The sequence below is a fragment of the Pseudomonas sp. GV047 genome (assembly GCF_003058245.1).
Lineage (GTDB): Bacteria > Pseudomonadota > Gammaproteobacteria > Pseudomonadales > Pseudomonadaceae > Aquipseudomonas > Aquipseudomonas marginalis.
Genome location: NZ_QCWA01000018.1, coordinates 70,956 through 86,559, shown reverse-complemented (window position 1 = coordinate 86,559; position 15,604 = coordinate 70,956). Strand labels below are relative to the sequence as shown.

Annotated in this window: 15 protein-coding genes; 3 read left to right on the top strand and 12 right to left on the bottom strand. The window is 58.6% G+C overall.

Features of this window, described 5'->3' with window-relative positions:
• Positions 1-256: 256 nt before the first annotated feature.
• From msrQ to mrcB, 9 genes are all read right to left on the bottom strand, one after another.
• On the bottom strand, positions 257-877 hold the full coding sequence (gene msrQ, locus C8K58_RS29960; protein ID WP_108574817.1) for a protein-methionine-sulfoxide reductase heme-binding subunit MsrQ: 621 nt from the start codon (positions 875-877) through the stop codon (positions 257-259).
• The gene (gene msrP / locus C8K58_RS29955) at positions 877-1,890 is read right to left on the bottom strand and encodes a protein-methionine-sulfoxide reductase catalytic subunit MsrP (RefSeq protein WP_098480925.1); all 1,014 of its coding nucleotides are present in this window, start codon (positions 1,888-1,890) and stop codon (positions 877-879) included. Before msrP ends, msrQ begins: the two co-directional genes overlap by 1 nt.
• Positions 1,891-1,953: 63 nt before the next feature.
• Positions 1,954-2,811 (bottom strand): CDP-diacylglycerol--serine O-phosphatidyltransferase, encoded by an 858-nt coding sequence (pssA, locus tag C8K58_RS29950; protein WP_108574816.1) that lies wholly within the window; start codon positions 2,809-2,811, stop codon positions 1,954-1,956.
• 145 nt (positions 2,812-2,956) lie between these two features.
• Complete coding sequence (gene ilvC, locus C8K58_RS29945) at positions 2,957-3,973, bottom strand: ketol-acid reductoisomerase (RefSeq protein WP_003176099.1); 1,017 nt, start codon at positions 3,971-3,973, stop codon at positions 2,957-2,959.
• A 47-nt stretch (positions 3,974-4,020) separates the two neighbouring features.
• Positions 4,021-4,512 carry an acetolactate synthase small subunit gene (gene ilvN, locus C8K58_RS29940; protein ID WP_003176102.1) on the bottom strand — a complete coding sequence of 164 codons (492 nt, stop codon included), beginning with the start codon at positions 4,510-4,512 and terminating at the stop codon, positions 4,021-4,023.
• A gap of 2 nt (positions 4,513-4,514) precedes the next feature.
• Positions 4,515-6,239 (bottom strand): acetolactate synthase 3 large subunit, encoded by a 1,725-nt coding sequence (locus tag C8K58_RS29935; protein WP_027605397.1) that lies wholly within the window; start codon positions 6,237-6,239, stop codon positions 4,515-4,517.
• Positions 6,240-6,670: 431 nt separating this feature from the next.
• Positions 6,671-7,000, bottom strand: a complete 330-nt coding sequence (locus tag C8K58_RS29930) for a YqcC family protein (protein ID WP_027605396.1) — start codon at positions 6,998-7,000, stop codon at positions 6,671-6,673.
• Positions 7,000-7,734 carry a M48 family metallopeptidase gene (locus tag C8K58_RS29925; protein ID WP_027605395.1) on the bottom strand — a complete coding sequence of 245 codons (735 nt, stop codon included), beginning with the start codon at positions 7,732-7,734 and terminating at the stop codon, positions 7,000-7,002. The genes C8K58_RS29930 and C8K58_RS29925 overlap by 1 nt, the downstream gene beginning before the upstream one ends.
• Before the next feature lie 16 nt (positions 7,735-7,750).
• Positions 7,751-10,075 (bottom strand): penicillin-binding protein 1B, encoded by a 2,325-nt coding sequence (gene mrcB / locus C8K58_RS29920; RefSeq protein ID WP_108574815.1) that lies wholly within the window; start codon positions 10,073-10,075, stop codon positions 7,751-7,753.
• A gap of 118 nt (positions 10,076-10,193) precedes the next feature.
• Here mrcB and C8K58_RS29915 point away from each other — a divergent pair, with 118 nt between their 5' ends.
• From C8K58_RS29915 to C8K58_RS29905, 3 genes are all read left to right on the top strand, one after another.
• Positions 10,194-11,750: a bifunctional aminoglycoside phosphotransferase/ATP-binding protein gene (locus tag C8K58_RS29915; protein ID WP_027605393.1), complete on the top strand. Its 1,557-nt coding sequence runs from the start codon at positions 10,194-10,196 to the stop codon at positions 11,748-11,750.
• A gap of 92 nt (positions 11,751-11,842) precedes the next feature.
• Positions 11,843-12,187 carry a pentapeptide repeat-containing protein gene (locus tag C8K58_RS29910; protein WP_027605392.1) on the top strand — a complete coding sequence of 115 codons (345 nt, stop codon included), beginning with the start codon at positions 11,843-11,845 and terminating at the stop codon, positions 12,185-12,187.
• A gap of 202 nt (positions 12,188-12,389) precedes the next feature.
• Positions 12,390-12,662 carry a TfoX/Sxy family protein gene (locus C8K58_RS29905; protein WP_027605391.1) on the top strand — a complete coding sequence of 91 codons (273 nt, stop codon included), beginning with the start codon at positions 12,390-12,392 and terminating at the stop codon, positions 12,660-12,662.
• Positions 12,663-12,906: 244 nt separating this feature from the next.
• Here the strand turns inward: C8K58_RS29905 and C8K58_RS29900 are convergent, their stop codons facing one another.
• Genes C8K58_RS29900 through C8K58_RS29890 form a run of 3 tightly spaced genes read right to left on the bottom strand, consistent with a single transcriptional unit; the run spans position 12,907 to position 15,586 of the window.
• Positions 12,907-13,674, bottom strand: a complete 768-nt coding sequence (locus tag C8K58_RS29900; RefSeq protein WP_098480923.1) for a heme ABC transporter ATP-binding protein — start codon at positions 13,672-13,674, stop codon at positions 12,907-12,909.
• Positions 13,674-14,657, bottom strand: a complete 984-nt coding sequence (locus tag C8K58_RS29895) for an iron ABC transporter permease (RefSeq protein ID WP_178087845.1) — start codon at positions 14,655-14,657, stop codon at positions 13,674-13,676. Before C8K58_RS29895 ends, C8K58_RS29900 begins: the two co-directional genes overlap by 1 nt.
• A gap of 50 nt (positions 14,658-14,707) precedes the next feature.
• The gene (locus C8K58_RS29890; protein WP_108574813.1) at positions 14,708-15,586 is read right to left on the bottom strand and encodes a hemin ABC transporter substrate-binding protein; all 879 of its coding nucleotides are present in this window, start codon (positions 15,584-15,586) and stop codon (positions 14,708-14,710) included.
• Between the last annotated feature and the right edge of the window lie 18 nt (positions 15,587-15,604).

Genomic DNA, 15,604 nt, shown 5'->3' with positions numbered 1-15,604 from the left:
CTCGTCAGCGGGAGGCGAATTCTACAGCGTTACACGCTGCTGTCAACACCTCTTTTTCTCCGCTTTCGACCGAGAAGATCGAATCGTTAATAGCGTCAAACAACACGACCCTACCAACGCCTTCTGGGCTTCGATGAACTGAAGCAATCCGCTGCTTTATTCTGCATAACTCATTGTTTATCAAGGAGTTTTACGTTTCGACTGCGCCGGAAGTGGGGCGAATTATAGACGTCTACAATCTGCGGTCAAGCGTTAATTACGCTTTTGTTGCAGTGAGTGCTTTTTTAGTAATAAGTCGGGGGATTCGGCGCGCCACTAGCGGTACACGCAGCACCAGAAGCAACGCACCTATAGAAGCATAGATAACCCATTCCTTCAGATCAGCCCGCACGATCCACAGCATGTGCAACAGACCAAGCCCAAGAATCACATACACCAGCCGATGCAGTTTCTTCCAGCGACTACCCAGTCGGCGTTGGCTATAGCGATTAGACGTCACCGCCAACACCAACAAAGACAAGAACCCCAGCGCCCCCACAATAATGTAAGGCCGTTTGCGCAACTCCACACCCAATTGCGACCAATCCAGCCCCAGGACAAACACGCAGTACGCCGCCAAATGCAGCACTACATAAGCAAAGCACCACAATCCAAGCTGCCGGCGCACGGCAATCCACCCCGCCCAACCGCTCAGCTTCTGCAGCGGCGTCATTCCAAGGGTAATCAACAAGAGGATCAAGGTACCCAGGCCAAGCCGATCAACCAGCACCTTGCCCGGATCCGGCCCCAAGGCAAAACTCCATGCCTCATACAGCCATAATAACGGCCACACTGCCGCAGCTATAAAAACGCCAATGCGCCAGATGGGGTAACGCATCAGTAGTTCTTCCGCAGATCGAGGCCTGTATATAAAGAGGCGACCTCATCCGAGTAGCCATTGAACATCTGCGTCTCACGCACATTGGGACTGAACAGCCCACTTGGCAGACGACGCTCCCGCGCCTGGGTCCAGCGGGGATGATCCACCGTAGGGTTCACATTCGCATAGAAGCCATACTCATCCGCCGCAATACTCTGCCAGGTGGTTTTGGGCTGCTCGCTTACAAGACTGATACGCACGATGGATTTCACGCTCTTGAAACCGTACTTCCAAGGTACGACCAGACGTAACGGTGCACCGTTCTGATTGGGCAACTCGCGCCCATACATGCCAACGGCAAGAATCGCCAAAGGATTCATCGCTTCATCCAGACGCAGCCCTTCTACATAAGGCCAGTCAATCAAGCCAAAACTCGAACGCTGCCCAGGCATGCTCTTGGCATCATGAAGGGTTTCAAAGCGGATGTATTTGGCCTTGGAGGTCGGCTCAACCTGCTTGAGTAAGGCAGAGATCGGAAAACCCATCCACGGAATGACCATCGACCACGCCTCGACACAGCGTAAACGGTAAATCCGCTCTTCTAATTGATAGGGCTTCATGAAGTCTTCAAGGGTGTAACGCCCCGGCTTTGCAACCTCGCCGTCGATCACCACACTCCAGGGCTCGGTCTTGAGTGATCCCGCATTTTTCGCAGGGTCGCCCTTGTCTGTACCGAACTCATAGAAGTTGTTGTAGTGGGTTGCGTCCTTGAAGGGGGTGATGGATTCATCCTTGACCGTCACCGCCTGCCATTTCGTTGCCGGCAATTTTTCGGCAAACCAATTGGGCGCCTTGCCAGGCTCAACATCGGGATAACGCGCGGCCTCGTCAGCACTGGCCCAACGCGGCAGGCTGCTGGCAGCAATGCCGGCAAGCGCACCACCGAGCAAGCTACGACGAGAAAGGTAGAACGATTCAGGCGTGACATCCGATTCTTGGCAATCGGACGCTTTGGGCAATTTGATTAACATGGCAACTCCGCAGCATTGGAGAACTGATGCACCAATAGACTGCGGAGTATGGGGGAAATTACATTAAGGCAACGTTTTGTCCCGGCGCATATGCAGCAAGTACTGAATCGGCCCCGAAACGGCGTAGACCAGGAAGGCCAATAGCAGAATCCGAGGAGGATCACTGAAGACCACTGCAAACACCAGTACCACTGCCAGGATCGCCACGAACGGTACACGCCCCTTGAGGTCAAGCTCCTTGAAGCTGTTGTACTTGATATTACTGACCATCAGCATACCGGCCGCAGCAACCATCAACGCCACCAGGAACGACATTTTCGAACCCTGGATGCCGTAGTCGCTGAACGCCCAGACGATACCCGCCACCACGCCCGCCGCTGCCGGACTGGCCAGACCGATGAAGTAACGCTTGTCAGCAGTACCCACCTGGGTATTGAAGCGAGCCAGGCGCAACGCCGCCCCCGCAACATAGATGAAGGCGACCATCCAGCCAACCTTACCCATATCCCCCAGCGCCCAGGCGAAGGCCAGCAGTGCAGGTGCAACACCAAAGGCAACCATGTCCGATAGCGAGTCATACTCGGCTCCGAAGGCGCTTTGGGTATTGGTCATGCGCGCCACACGACCATCAAGGCCATCCAGCACCATGGCCACGAAAATCGCGATGGCAGCAAAGCCGAAATACTTGCTGGCGCTCGCCGCATCACCCGCCGCCAAGGCACTTTGGGCACTCATTGAGTTGATGATGGAATAGAACCCGGCAAACAGGTTTGCCGTAGTGAACAAATTGGGCAGCAAATAGATGCCACGATGCCGGACCTTGCGGCCTTCAGCGTCATGCCCTTCTTCGACATGTTCATCGATCGGCAGCAGGCTTTCGGCGTCAGAAGCCTGGTTTGGCTCTTCGGGACGTTCGCTCATGGACTTTACCTTGCAACGGTGTGAAAAAAATTCGACCAATACTTGCGGCGAGTGTTCGCCCGCAAACGATGCAGCTTTATACCAGAACCCGCCCCTCAAACGAAAAAACGCGGCCTAAGCCGCGTTTTCTGTTGATACGTACGACTTAGTTTTTGGCTTTGTCGACGATCTTGTTGGCACCGATCCACGGCATCATGGAGCGCAGTTGCTCGCCGATGACTTCGATACCGTGAGCAGCGTTGTTACGACGCTTTGCGGTCATCGAAGGGTAGCCGGTAGCACCTTCGCTGATGAACATTTTGGCGTACTCGCCATCCTGAATACGTTTCAGGGCGTTGCGCATAGCCTGGCGGGACTCGGCGTTGATGACTTCCGGGCCAGTCACGTACTCGCCGTATTCGGCGTTGTTGGAGATCGAGTAGTTCATGTTGGCGATACCGCCTTCGTACATGAGGTCAACGATCAGCTTCAGTTCGTGCAGGCATTCGAAGTAGGCCATTTCCGGCGCGTAGCCAGCTTCAACCAGGGTTTCGAAACCGGCTTTAACCAGCTCAACGGTACCGCCGCACAGAACGGCTTGCTCGCCGAACAGGTCGGTTTCGGTCTCGTCCTTGAAGGTGGTTTCGATGATGCCGGTACGACCGCCACCCACGCCAGCAGCGTAAGACAGCGCAACGTTCTTGGCGTTGCCCGAAGCATCCTGGTAGATCGCGATCAGGTCAGGGATACCGCCGCCTTTGACGAACTCGGAACGTACGGTATGGCCCGGTGCTTTCGGCGCGATCATGATCACGTCGAGGTCAGCGCGCGGTACAACCTGGTTGTAGTGGATCGCGAAGCCGTGGGAGAAGGCCAGGGTGGCGCCCTTCTTGATGTTCGGCTCGATCTCGTTCTTGTACAGCGCGGACTGGAACTCGTCCGGGGTCAGGATCATGACCAGGTCGGCGGCAGCAACAGCGGAAGCAACGTCAGTCACTTTCAGGCCGTGGGCTTCAGCTTTGGCAACGGTGGCCGAGCCTTTACGCAAGCCAACAGTCACGTCAACGCCGGAGTCTTTCAGGTTGCAAGCTTGCGCGTGACCCTGGGAGCCGTAGCCGATGATGGCGACTTTCTTGCCCTGGATGATCGACAGGTCACAATCTTTATCGTAATAAACTTTCATGAGGTTCCTCTATATATCCAGGCCGTAAGGCCATTCGCTAATTTGGGTTAGATGCTGAGTACTTTGTCGCCACGGGCAATCCCGGTGACACCACTGCGTACCGTTTCCAGAATCGAGGCCGTCCCGATCGACTGGATGAAGCTGTCCAGCTTGTCGCTCGTACCGGTCAGTTGAACGGTATAAACACTGGCGCTCACATCGACGATCTGCCCGCGATAAATATCGGTAGTGCGCTTGATCTCGGCACGCTGGGCCCCCGTTGCCTTGACCTTGACCAGCATCAGCTCGCGCTCGATGTGGGCACTCTCCGACAGGTCGACCAGCTTGACCACTTCGATCAGCTTGTTGAGGTTCTTGGTGATCTGCTCGATCACCTCATCGTGGCCCACGGTGGTCAACGTCAGGCGCGACAAAGTCGGGTCTTCGGTCGGCGCCACGGTCAGGCTTTCGATGTTGTAGTTGCGTTGCGAAAACAGGCCGACAACACGAGACAGAGCGCCGGGTTCGTTCTCCAGAAGCAGGGAGATAATGTGCCGCATGATTAAGTACGCTCCGTCTTGTTCAGCCACATGTCGCGCATAGAGCCGTCTTTGATCTGCATCGGGTAGACGTGCTCACTGGTATCCACCTGAATATCGATGAACACCAGACGGTCCTTCATGGCGAACGCTTCTTCCATCTTCGGCTTCAGATCTTTCAGATCGGTGATGCGAATGCCAACGTGGCCATAAGCCTCAACCAACTTGATGAAATCCGGCAACGATTCCATGTAGGAATGGGAGTGACGGCTACCGTAGCTCATGTCCTGCCATTGACGAACCATGCCCAGCACACCGTTGTTCAAGCACACAATCTTCACAGGAAGACCGTACTGCAGGCACGTCGACAGCTCCTGGATGTTCATCTGAATGCTGCCTTCACCGGTGACGCACGCAACGTCAGAGTCCGGGAAACTCAGCTTCACGCCCATGGCTGCCGGGAAACCAAAGCCCATCGTGCCCAGGCCACCGGAGTTGATCCAGCGGTTAGGCTTGTCGAACTTGTAGTACTGCGCGGCGAACATCTGGTGCTGGCCCACATCGGAGGTCACAAAGGCATCGCCCTTGGTCACTTCGCAGAGGGTCTCGATCACGGTTTGTGGCTTGATGATGCTGCCGTCGCCCTTGTCGTAAGGGAACAGGCCACGGTCACCACGCCATTCGTCGATCTGCTTCCACCAGCTGGCAACGGATTCCTTGTTCGGCGTTTCGCCGATGTCCTTGAGCGCAGCGACCATTTCGGTCAATACACTTTCTACAGGACCTACGATCGGCACATCGGCCTTGATGGTCTTGGAGATGGACGCCGGGTCGATGTCGATGTGGATGATCTTGGCATTCGGGCAGAACTTGCTCGCGCCGTTGATCACGCGGTCATCAAAACGCGCGCCCACTGCCAGGATCACGTCGGCGTGGTGCATGGTCAGGTTGGCGGTGTAGCTGCCGTGCATGCCCAGCATGCCCACGAACTGACGGTCCGTACCTGGGAATGCGCCGAGGCCCATCAGGGTGTTGGTGACTGGCAGGTTGAGCAGTTTGGCCAACTCGGTCAGCGGTGCAGAACCACCGCCCAGGATCACGCCACCCCCCGAGTACAACACGGGGCGCTTGGCCGCCAGGAGCATTTCTGCCGCCTTGCGGATTTGCCCCGAGTGCCCACGAACGGCCGGGCTGTAGGAACGCAGCTTGGCTTTCTTCGGGAAAACGTATTCGAATTTTTCAGCCGGGTTGGTCATGTCTTTCGGGATATCGACCACGACAGGCCCCGGGCGACCGGACTGTGCGAGGTAGAAGGCCTTTTTCATGACGTCCGGGATTTCCGACGCATGCTTGATCATGAAGCTGTGTTTCACGATCGGCCTGGAGATACCGATCATGTCGGTTTCCTGGAACGCATCGGTCCCCACCATGGTGCTTGGCACCTGGCCGGAAATGATCACCATCGGAATGGAGTCCATATAAGCAGTCGCGATGCCGGTAATGGCATTGGTTGCGCCTGGGCCGGAGGTTACCAGTACCACACCGGCTTTACCGGTGGCACGGGCATAACCGTCAGCCATATGGGTCGCGGCCTGTTCGTGGCGAACCAGGATGTGGGTAACAGCCGGTTCCTTGAACAGTGCGTCGTAAACATGCAGCAGAGCACCACCTGGGTACCCGTAGATATAGTCGACGCCTTCGTCACGCAAAAAGCGGACGAGCATCTCACCGCCAGATAAAAGCTCCACGTTGTTCACCTCTAAAACGCCAGAATACCGTCCGTTGAAAACCGACGGGTCTTAATAGGTTTACTTCTCAACAGAGCATGAGCGACGGTGGTCGCCGACTACGTCAGCACTGACTGAGCAAGTATTGGGATCGTCCCAAGTGTTGCGGGCTTTTCCCACCCAGCGCGAGGTAACGCGTTGCGGGTGTAACAGGTCGGCGCGGATGTGCGCCTCATGATCTGCTGAGCGGGCCTGCTTCTGGCAGTCCCGATACAGCGGACTTTGGATTCTTCTGTTTCAGGCCTCTCAAGTCAAGCAATAATTGCGCTTTTTTCCAACTAAGCGCATGAGAACGTAGAAGAAAGGGCTTTGAGGAGGGATAAAACTCGCCTGAATGTCGTCAAGCGGTAGAAATGTGCGCAAGACTGCCGGAAAAACCGGCAGCCAGGCAATTAACGAGCGTCGACGATCAGTTGATCGAACTTTTTCAGCGCATTACGCAAGCCAAGGCTCTCTCGCGGCCGATCGGCATAGACCATCTCGGCCATTTCGAGAATGCCTGAAGCATTCGGCAACGGCAGGTCCTGTTCGAGGATCTGTTTCATGCGCACCAGGAAGATCCATTGCAACCACTGGTGGAAGTCCAGTGTGTCGACCGCAAACGGCTCGACGCTGCTGAGCGCCTCGACGCTTGGGGACACCTCATCCCACCAGCCCTGCACGCGCAATTCGCGCTCGATCAGCAATAACTGTTCGGCAATCGCGGGAAACCGTGCATCCATCAGAGGCTGACCTTGGCTTTTTGCCGAGCCTGGGCAGCGCCGGCAGCGTCACCTTGTGCTGCACGCGCATCGCCGATCAACGCCCACAGGCTGGCTTGCAGGTCGGGACGACCGTTGGCCAGCGTGAGACCACGACGAGCAAATTGTTCGGCCTGGGGCGCATCGCCCTGGGCCATGCGTACCTGGGCCAGGCGATACAGCACTTGCGGCTCGCGCGGAGCAACACGTTGCGCACGCTCAAGGCTGGATGACGCACCATTCAAGTCACCACCCGCCTGCTGTTGCTGCGCGGTGGTCAGCAAGGCCAGCACCGGGCCGTCCAATTGCTCGTCGGCTGACAAGCCGCCAGCGCTGGAGGACGATGGAATGCCACTCGGCGTCGACGGCATGGTGTAGGTACCCTGGTTGATCGGCGCGGTCTGCATCGGCGCGGCATCGATCGGCCCGGAGGTGCTTGGCCCAGGCGTCCAAGGCTCGGCACTGATTGGCGCCGAGGTAGCTGCACCGCCGCCCGGCACCATCACGACCACACCCGAATCCTGCGGCACGGCCTGAGGCCTGGCCTGGGCCGGACGGTTGGTCACGGTTTGGCGGAAACCGCCATTGGCCGAGATCCGGTCATTATTGGAGACAGCTGTACTCGAATCCACCACAGGAATAGAGCCGCGCTGCACGCTGGAACAACCGCCGAGCAAAGCCAGAGCTGTAATAGCTGGAATCCACCACTTGTTCACTTGAAACCCTCTTTGCTTAATTCATCCAGCCCTTGACCCAATCCATCACCGATTCCGCATCTGCAGGGGCTCCGCCACCGCACGCAGCACCGGCTGGTGGTTCGCTGCCGCGAATATACGGCATCTGCACCGCGCCCGGACAGTTGGCATCGGAGCCCTGGCCGGTATGCGGATCAATCCAGGCCTGCACGATGTTATCCGGCTGCGGCATGTTCAATGGCAGCGGGTCGGCCTTGCGCATGAAACTGGTCCAGACCTGCAATGCGCCAGTGGCACCGGTGAATGGTGTCTTGCCATTATCGTCACGGCCCAGCCATACCACGGCGAGCACATCCTGACCGAAACCTGCGAACCAGCTGTCACGGGAGTCGTTACTGGTACCGGTCTTGCCCGCCAGTGTCAGGTTGGAAGGCAAGACTTTATAGACCGAGCTGCCGGTACCTTCACGCATCACACGTTGCATGGCGTTCTGGATCAGATAGATGGAGCCCGCGTCAAAGCGTTGCTGAATCTGGAACGGATAGCGCTTGAGCGGCTCCCCCTCCGCCGTCAGTACACTGCGGATCCCGCGCATAGGGGTGTTGAAGCCACCGTTGGCAAGGGTCTGGTACATGGTCGCCACTTCAATCGGCGTCATGGCACCGGCCCCCAGCAGAATCGACGGGAAAGCCGGGAATTCGCGGGTGATGCCCAGGCGCGCCAGTGTCTTGAGGACATTCGGCACGCCAACCTCCAAGCCGAGCCGGGACGTGGAAATGTTGTAGGAATGGGCCAAGCCCTGGTACAGGAACACCGTACCGTGGGAGCGGCGATCAAAGTTCTGCGGCGTCCAGACCTGGCCGTCGCCCCCCTTGACCGACAGCGGGTCATCCGACAGCCAACTGGTGAGGGTGTATTTGCTCGGTTTTTCCAGCGCCGTCAGGTAGACCGCCGGCTTGACCAGCGAGCCGATCGGCCGCACGGCATCCAGTGCGCGGTTGAAACCGGCAAAGCTGGCCTGGCGACTGCCGATCATGGCCTGGACTTCACCGGTTTCCGGGTTGGTCACCACCATGGCGGCTTCTACTTCGTCGGCGCCCTTACGGCCCGTCAGGCGCTTGAAGGTGTCGTTGACCGATGCTTCTGCCTTCATCTGCAGGATCGGGTCGAAGCTGGTGAAGATCCGCAGGCCTTCTTCGGTCAAGTCTTCGTCGCGATAGTCTTCACGCAACTGGCGCTTTACCAGATCGATAAAGCCTGGGAATGAACTGTCCGCCAACTTCCCGCGGGTTGTCACACCCAGTGGCATTTTCTTCGCCGCGGCCACTTGTTCCGCCGTGGCAACGCCTTGCTGTTCAAGCACATCGAGCACCAGGTTACGGCGCTCAAGCGCACGCTCCGGATTACGACGCGGGTTGTAGTAGGAAGGCCCCTTGACCATGCCCACCAACAAGGCCACTTGATGCAGCTTCAACTCCGACAGCGGTTGACCGAAGAAGAACTGGCTGGCCAAACCGAAGCCGTGCACCGCGCGCTGACCATCCTGGCCGACGAATACCTCGTTGAGGTACGCCTCAAGGATCTCCTGCTTGCTGTAGTGCAACTCGAGCAGCATCGCCATCATGGCTTCGGTGAGCTTACGGGTCAGGCTGCGCTCGTTGGTCAGGTAGAAGTTCTTCACCAACTGCTGGGTCAGCGTACTGCCGCCCTGGGTCATCCTGCCGCCGGAAGTATTCACCCAGACGGCACGGGCAATCGACTTCGGCGAAACGCCCCAGTGACTATAAAAGTCGCGGTCCTCTACAGCCACCAACGTTTCCAGTAGATACGGCGGCACCTGATCAAGCTTGATCAGGATGCGATCTTCAAGGTTCTTCGGGTAAATCCCGCCGATCATCAGCGGTTCAAGGCGTACCACCGGCAACTTGGAACCGTTCAGGGAGGACAGTTCGGCCACATAGTCGCCGGAGAAGCGCACGCGCACAGGCTGGGCCTTCTCCAGGCCTTCATAGAACTGGAAGCCGCGGGTATTGAGGTCGACGGTATTGCCGCTGACTGCAGCCGCCCCTGGACCATTGCTCACGGGTTCGCGTCGATAGCCCAGGGCGTCGAGTTCGGTGAGGAAGTCATCCTTGCTCAGCTTCTGGCCGGTAAAGAGTTCCAGCGGGCGTGCATACACCTTGGCCGGGATAGTCCAGCGCTTGCCGGAGAACTTCTCCTGGACCACAGCGTCGAGGTACACCGCAAAGCCAGCGAGCACCACAAGGCCTACCAGGCCGAGCTTGAGCGCCCAGCCAAGCCACGGGCGCAGGCCGCAGGAAGGAGGTTTTTTACGGGAACGGGGAGATCGGGTTCGAGTCATGGCGGCGGATTATACGCACTTTATTGATGATCAACATGAGCCGGACAGCGGTTTGCACGACCGCCCGTAGCAGCCATAATGCGCGCCATGATTTCCCCCCGACTCTGAAGGATCGCCCGTGAGCCAGTCACTGATCGCAGCCCTGCAAAACCCGGCTTTGTACCCTCATCCGGTTGAAGCGTTCCAGGTCATCGAAACGCATATTTCATGGGTCATCTTGACCGGCCCCTACGCTTATAAATTGAAAAAACCGATGAACTTCGGGTTCCTGGACTTCACCGACCTGGAGAAACGCGGGCACTTCTGCAACGAAGAACTGCGCCTCAACCAACGCCTGACCACAGATCTGTATCTGGAAGTGTTGCCGATTACCGGTACAGCCGAAGCCCCACAATTGGGTGGCGACGGCCCGGTGATCGAATATGCCCTGAAGATGCGTCAGTTCCCGCAAAGCCAATTGCTCAGCACTTTGCAGGCCAATGGCGAATTGACCGCCGCGCACATCGATGAAATGGCCAGGCAGATCGCACGCTTTCACCTCGCCGCACCAAAAGTGCCGCAGGACCACGCGGCCGGCACCCCCGATGAAGTGATGGCGCCGGTACGGCAGAACTTCGACCAGATCCGTCCATTCCTCAGCGACAAGGCCGACCTGATTCAACTGGAAGCCCTGCAAGCCTGGGCCGAAAGCAGCTTCGAGCGCCTGAAACCGCTGCTGGCACAGCGCAAGCTCGACGGTTTCACCCGCGAGTGCCACGGTGATATCCACCTCGGCAACGCCACCTTGATTGACGGCAACGTGGTGATCTTCGACTGCATCGAGTTCAACGAGCCGTTTCGCTTCACCGATGTGTACGCCGACACCGCTTTCCTGGCCATGGACCTGGAAGACCGCGGCCTCAAGTCCCTGGCGCGGCGCTTTATCAGCCAGTACCTGGAACTGACCGGTGACTATCAGGGCCTTGAAGTGCTGAACTTCTACAAAGCTTACCGCGCCCTGGTGCGTGCCAAGGTGTCGCTGTTCAGCATGCCGAGCGAGGCAAGCCCGGTACAGCGCGCCACCACCCTGCGCCAATACCGCAACTACGCCAACCTGGCGGAAAGCTACAGCACCATTCCATCGCGCTTCCTGGCAATTACCCATGGCGTCTCGGCAGTGGGCAAAAGCCACGTGGCCATGCGCCTGGTGGAAGCATTGGGCGCTGTACGCCTGCGCTCGGACGTGGAGCGCAAGCGCATGTTCGGCGAGCAGCAGGTGGAAAACACGCCCCAGGCTGGCATCTATGCGTCCGACGCCAGCGCCAGGACCTACGCTCGCTTGAATGACATCGCGGATACCGTGCTGCGCGCCGGCTTCCCGGTAGTACTGGATGCCACCTTCCTCAAACGCGAACAACGCGACGCCGCAGCCAAAGTGGCCGAAGCCACGGGGGCGCCTTTCCTGATCCTGGACTGCAACGCGCCACAGGCGGTTATCACCAGTTGGTTGGCGCAACGTCAGGCCGACAAAAACGATCCATCCGACGCGACCCTGAGCGTTATCGAAGAACAACAGGCCAACCGTGACCCACTGACCGCTGAAGAACTGTTACTGAGTAAACGCGTCGAGACCAATCAAAGCGGGACCCTCGATGCGTTGGTCGCACAAATTCGCCAGCGCCTGCCAGGTCTGTAAGAAAAATTTCTTGGGCGTGTCGTCTACTTGGGCGCACGCCCAAGAAATAGTGGCACTATAATGGCGTCATAATTCCAACAGGAGTCGTTTTCATGAGTCAGCCCAAGCTTCTAGATACACCGCTCTACGCACTCCTGCATAAAGACGATATCCGTGGTTTCAACCAGGAACGCCCTGCAGGCGGCATTATCGACATGCGTGGTGGCGACTTCCGTGGACTGGACCTGCGCGACCTGAATGCCACCGGCGTGGACTTCACCGACGCGTATTTCCGTTCTGCCGACTTGCGCGGCCTGGATTTGCGCGACTGCTCATTGGAAGGCGCCAGCCTGGCCCATGCGCAGATTTCGGGCACCTACTTCCCGCCTGAATTGACTGCCGATGAGATCCTCATGTCGGTCAATTTCGGCACGCGACTGCGCTACCGCACCAAGTAAGATTCGATCCAAGCCCGACTACGCGCAACGCGTAGCGGGTGCTTCACGCCTGCCCCGCGTCAAAATCCCCGCGCCATTCTTATAAGCTTTTTGGCCGTTTCGGACCAAAGAACTACGCTTTTCCTACTGAGCGCTACACTGCTGTTCAGGCCTGCCTGGTCACGATACCCACCGCACCATTCGGCCGTCGCAAGGAGGCTTGATGAACGATGAGCTGCAACACCTGAAAAACCTCGGCAAGACGTCAGCGCAGTGGCTGCATGCGGTGGGCATCCACAGTGCATCCGACTTGCGCCGCCTGGGAGCGGTCGATGCGTATCGAGCCGTCAGGACTCGCGGGTTTCGCGCATCAAAAGTGTTGCTCTATGCGATCGAAGGGGCCCTGATGGACGTGCACTGGAATGACATTCCGGTCGAGCGTAAGGAGGCGTTGAACCGCCAGCTGGATGCCATTTCAGCGCGCCAGAAGAGCTAGATCGTCAGCAAGGCCCAATGTTTATGCGCACTTCGAACGGACGTTTGAGGAAAAACGCAGATCCTTCAAAAACAACTGTTGACTCTCAAATGAGAATCGTTATGATTATCACAACTGGTCGCGAGATCAGCCGATAACTGAAAGACCATTGGTTCGGACTCTCAGATTATCTCCTCATCAGGCTAATCACGGTTATTTGACCCGGCTTTTGCCGGGTCTTTTTTTGCCTGTGAAAAAGCACGCCTCAGCGAGCAATGATTAACGGGTGGCCCCGCTCCGGGTGCGGCTGAACCAATACTTCCAAACCAAACACGGCCTTAAGCGGCTCGGGCCGCAGCACCTGCGCCGGTGTATCCAAGGCGTGGGGACGGCCCTGCTCCAGCAGCAAAATGCGATCACAGTAGCGCGCGGCCAGGTTCAGGTCATGGAGGATCACCAGCACCGCCGCACCACGATCGGCAAAGCGGCGGATCGCTTGCAGGGTCGTGTGCTGATGCAGGGGGTCCAGCATCGATGTCGGCTCATCCAGCAGCAATGCCTGCCCCGCCTCACCCGGCCATAGTTGCGCCAGCACCCGCGCCAAGTGCACACGTTGACGCTCGCCACCAGACAGCGCCAAGTAACTGCGACCTTTCAAGTGTGCGACATCCGCCGCCAGCAAGGCTGCGTGGATAATTTCATCATCGCGCACACGCCCCGCCTGGTGGGGCAAACGGCCCATGCCGACCACCTCTTCGACACGGAACGCGAAGTCCAGGGTCGAGGTTTGTGGCAACACCGCCAGCCGTTGCGCGCGCTGCGGTCCGCTCCAGTCTTTCAACGCCTGCTGCCCCAACCACACCTTGCCCTGATCCGGGTGCAACTCGCCGCACAACGCCCCCAGCAACGTACTCTTGCCCGCACCATTGGGACCCAGCACACCGATCACTTCACCCGGCAGCAACTCCAGAGTGACGTCCGCCAGCACGACCTTGTGGCCACGCCGGATCTGCAGGCCTTCAACACGCAGCATCAGGCACGCCCCCGTAACAACAGGTAAAGAAAAAACGGCGCACCAATAAACGCAGTCACGATACCAATCGGCAATTCAGCCGGCGCCAAGGCCAGTCGCGCAACCAAGTCGGCAAACAGCAACAAACTCGCGCCCGCCAATATCGACGCCGGCAACAGCACGCGGTGATCAGGCCCGGCCAGCAACCTGACCAGATGCGGCACCACCAGCCCGACAAAACCAATCATGCCCGCCGCAGCCACCGCAGCACCTACACCTAATGCGGTACAGAACACCAACTCGCGCTTGAGCCCTTCAACATCAATTCCCAGGTGACTGGCCTCGGATTCGCCGAGCAACAGCGCATTCAACTCCTTGGCCCGGCGCGGCAACCAGAGCGCCACACCGGCACTGACCAGCAATAAGGGCCATAACCGCGAATAGCTCGCGCCGTTGAGGCTGCCAAGGTTCCAGAACGTCAGGGTGCGCAGGGTGGCGTCGTCCGCCAGGTAGGTGAACAGGCCCACTGCCGAGCTTGCCAGTGCGGTGAGGGCAATGCCGGCAAGCAGCATCGTCGCCACATTGGTCTGACCGTTACGGCGCCCCAGCCGATAAACCAGCGCGCTCACGCCCAGCCCGCCTAGAAACGCGCACAGCGACAGCACATAAGGCCCGAATGCCTCCGGTAACCCACCAAAAAACGCACCGCCGACAATGGCGATTGCCGCCCCCAGTGCCGCCCCGCTGGAAACCCCGACCAACCCCGGATCGGCCAGGGGGTTACGAAACAAACCTTGCATGGCCACACCGGACAATGCCAATACGCCGCCAACCGCCAAACCGAGCAACGTCCGCGGCAAACGAATCTGCCCCAGGATCAACTCAGCCTGCTCCAGGCCTTGCGCCTCTATCGGCACGCCCATCAAGCGCAATGCCGCCTTGAGCGTATCCAGCAACGGCAAGCTTACCGGGCCCAATGCCAACGAGAGCCAGGTCGCCAACAGGCATAACAGCGCCAGGCCGATGAACAGCGTTTTCGGCTTAACCAGCGTAGTCATGGGGCAGGTTTAGCCTGTGACGGGTAAAAACCGGCCGAGAGCTTCACCAGACTTTGCGGCAGACGAGGCCCGAGCCCGCCAACCAGCAGGGTCGGGTCAAGCTCGAACACGCGGCCACGCTTGGCCGCCGGCGTCGAAGCCAGGATCGGATTCTCCTTGAACAACGCCGCGCGCGCCGCGTCTCCGGTAAGGGCACGATCGGCAAACACCAGCACATCCGGGCTCAACCCTGCCAACGACTCCGCCGAAAACGGCTTGTACCCGCTGTGGGTAGCCAGGTTATGCCCGCCGGCCTGCTGCACCACCCAATCGCCCGCGGTGTCCTTACCGGCAATCAGTGGCTTGCCGCCAGCATGGCCGATCAGCAGCAACACGCCCGGTGCCTTCTGCGCGGCCTGCGCCTTGGCGACCCAGCTTTTCTGCTGATCAAGGGCCCGTTCATATCCGGTAAACAATGCACTGGCCTTAGCCTCATCTCCCAGCAACTTGCCCAGGTGCTGAAGATTACCCTTCAAGGTCGGCAAATCCGGCTGCGCCGAGAACATCTCGACCTGGACACCTGCACTGCGAATCTGCGCCAGCACCGGTGGCGGCCCCATCTCTTCAGTCCCCACCAGCACCTGTGGGCGCAGGCTGAGAATGCCTTCGGCCGACAATTGCCGCTGATAGCCGATACTTGGCAACGCCTTGAGCGATTCAGGATGCTGGCTGGTGGTGTCCACGCCGACCAACTTCGGCTCACCGCCCAACGCCGTGACCCATTCCGACAGCGCCCCACCGGCACTCACCCAGCGTTGTGGCAGTTCAGAGGCTTGCGCCCCATGGTTGACCAGCAGTCCGACAACAAGCGCAATAGCGCTGGCACTCAGGCGCATAACAGGGTTTCCTTCCAA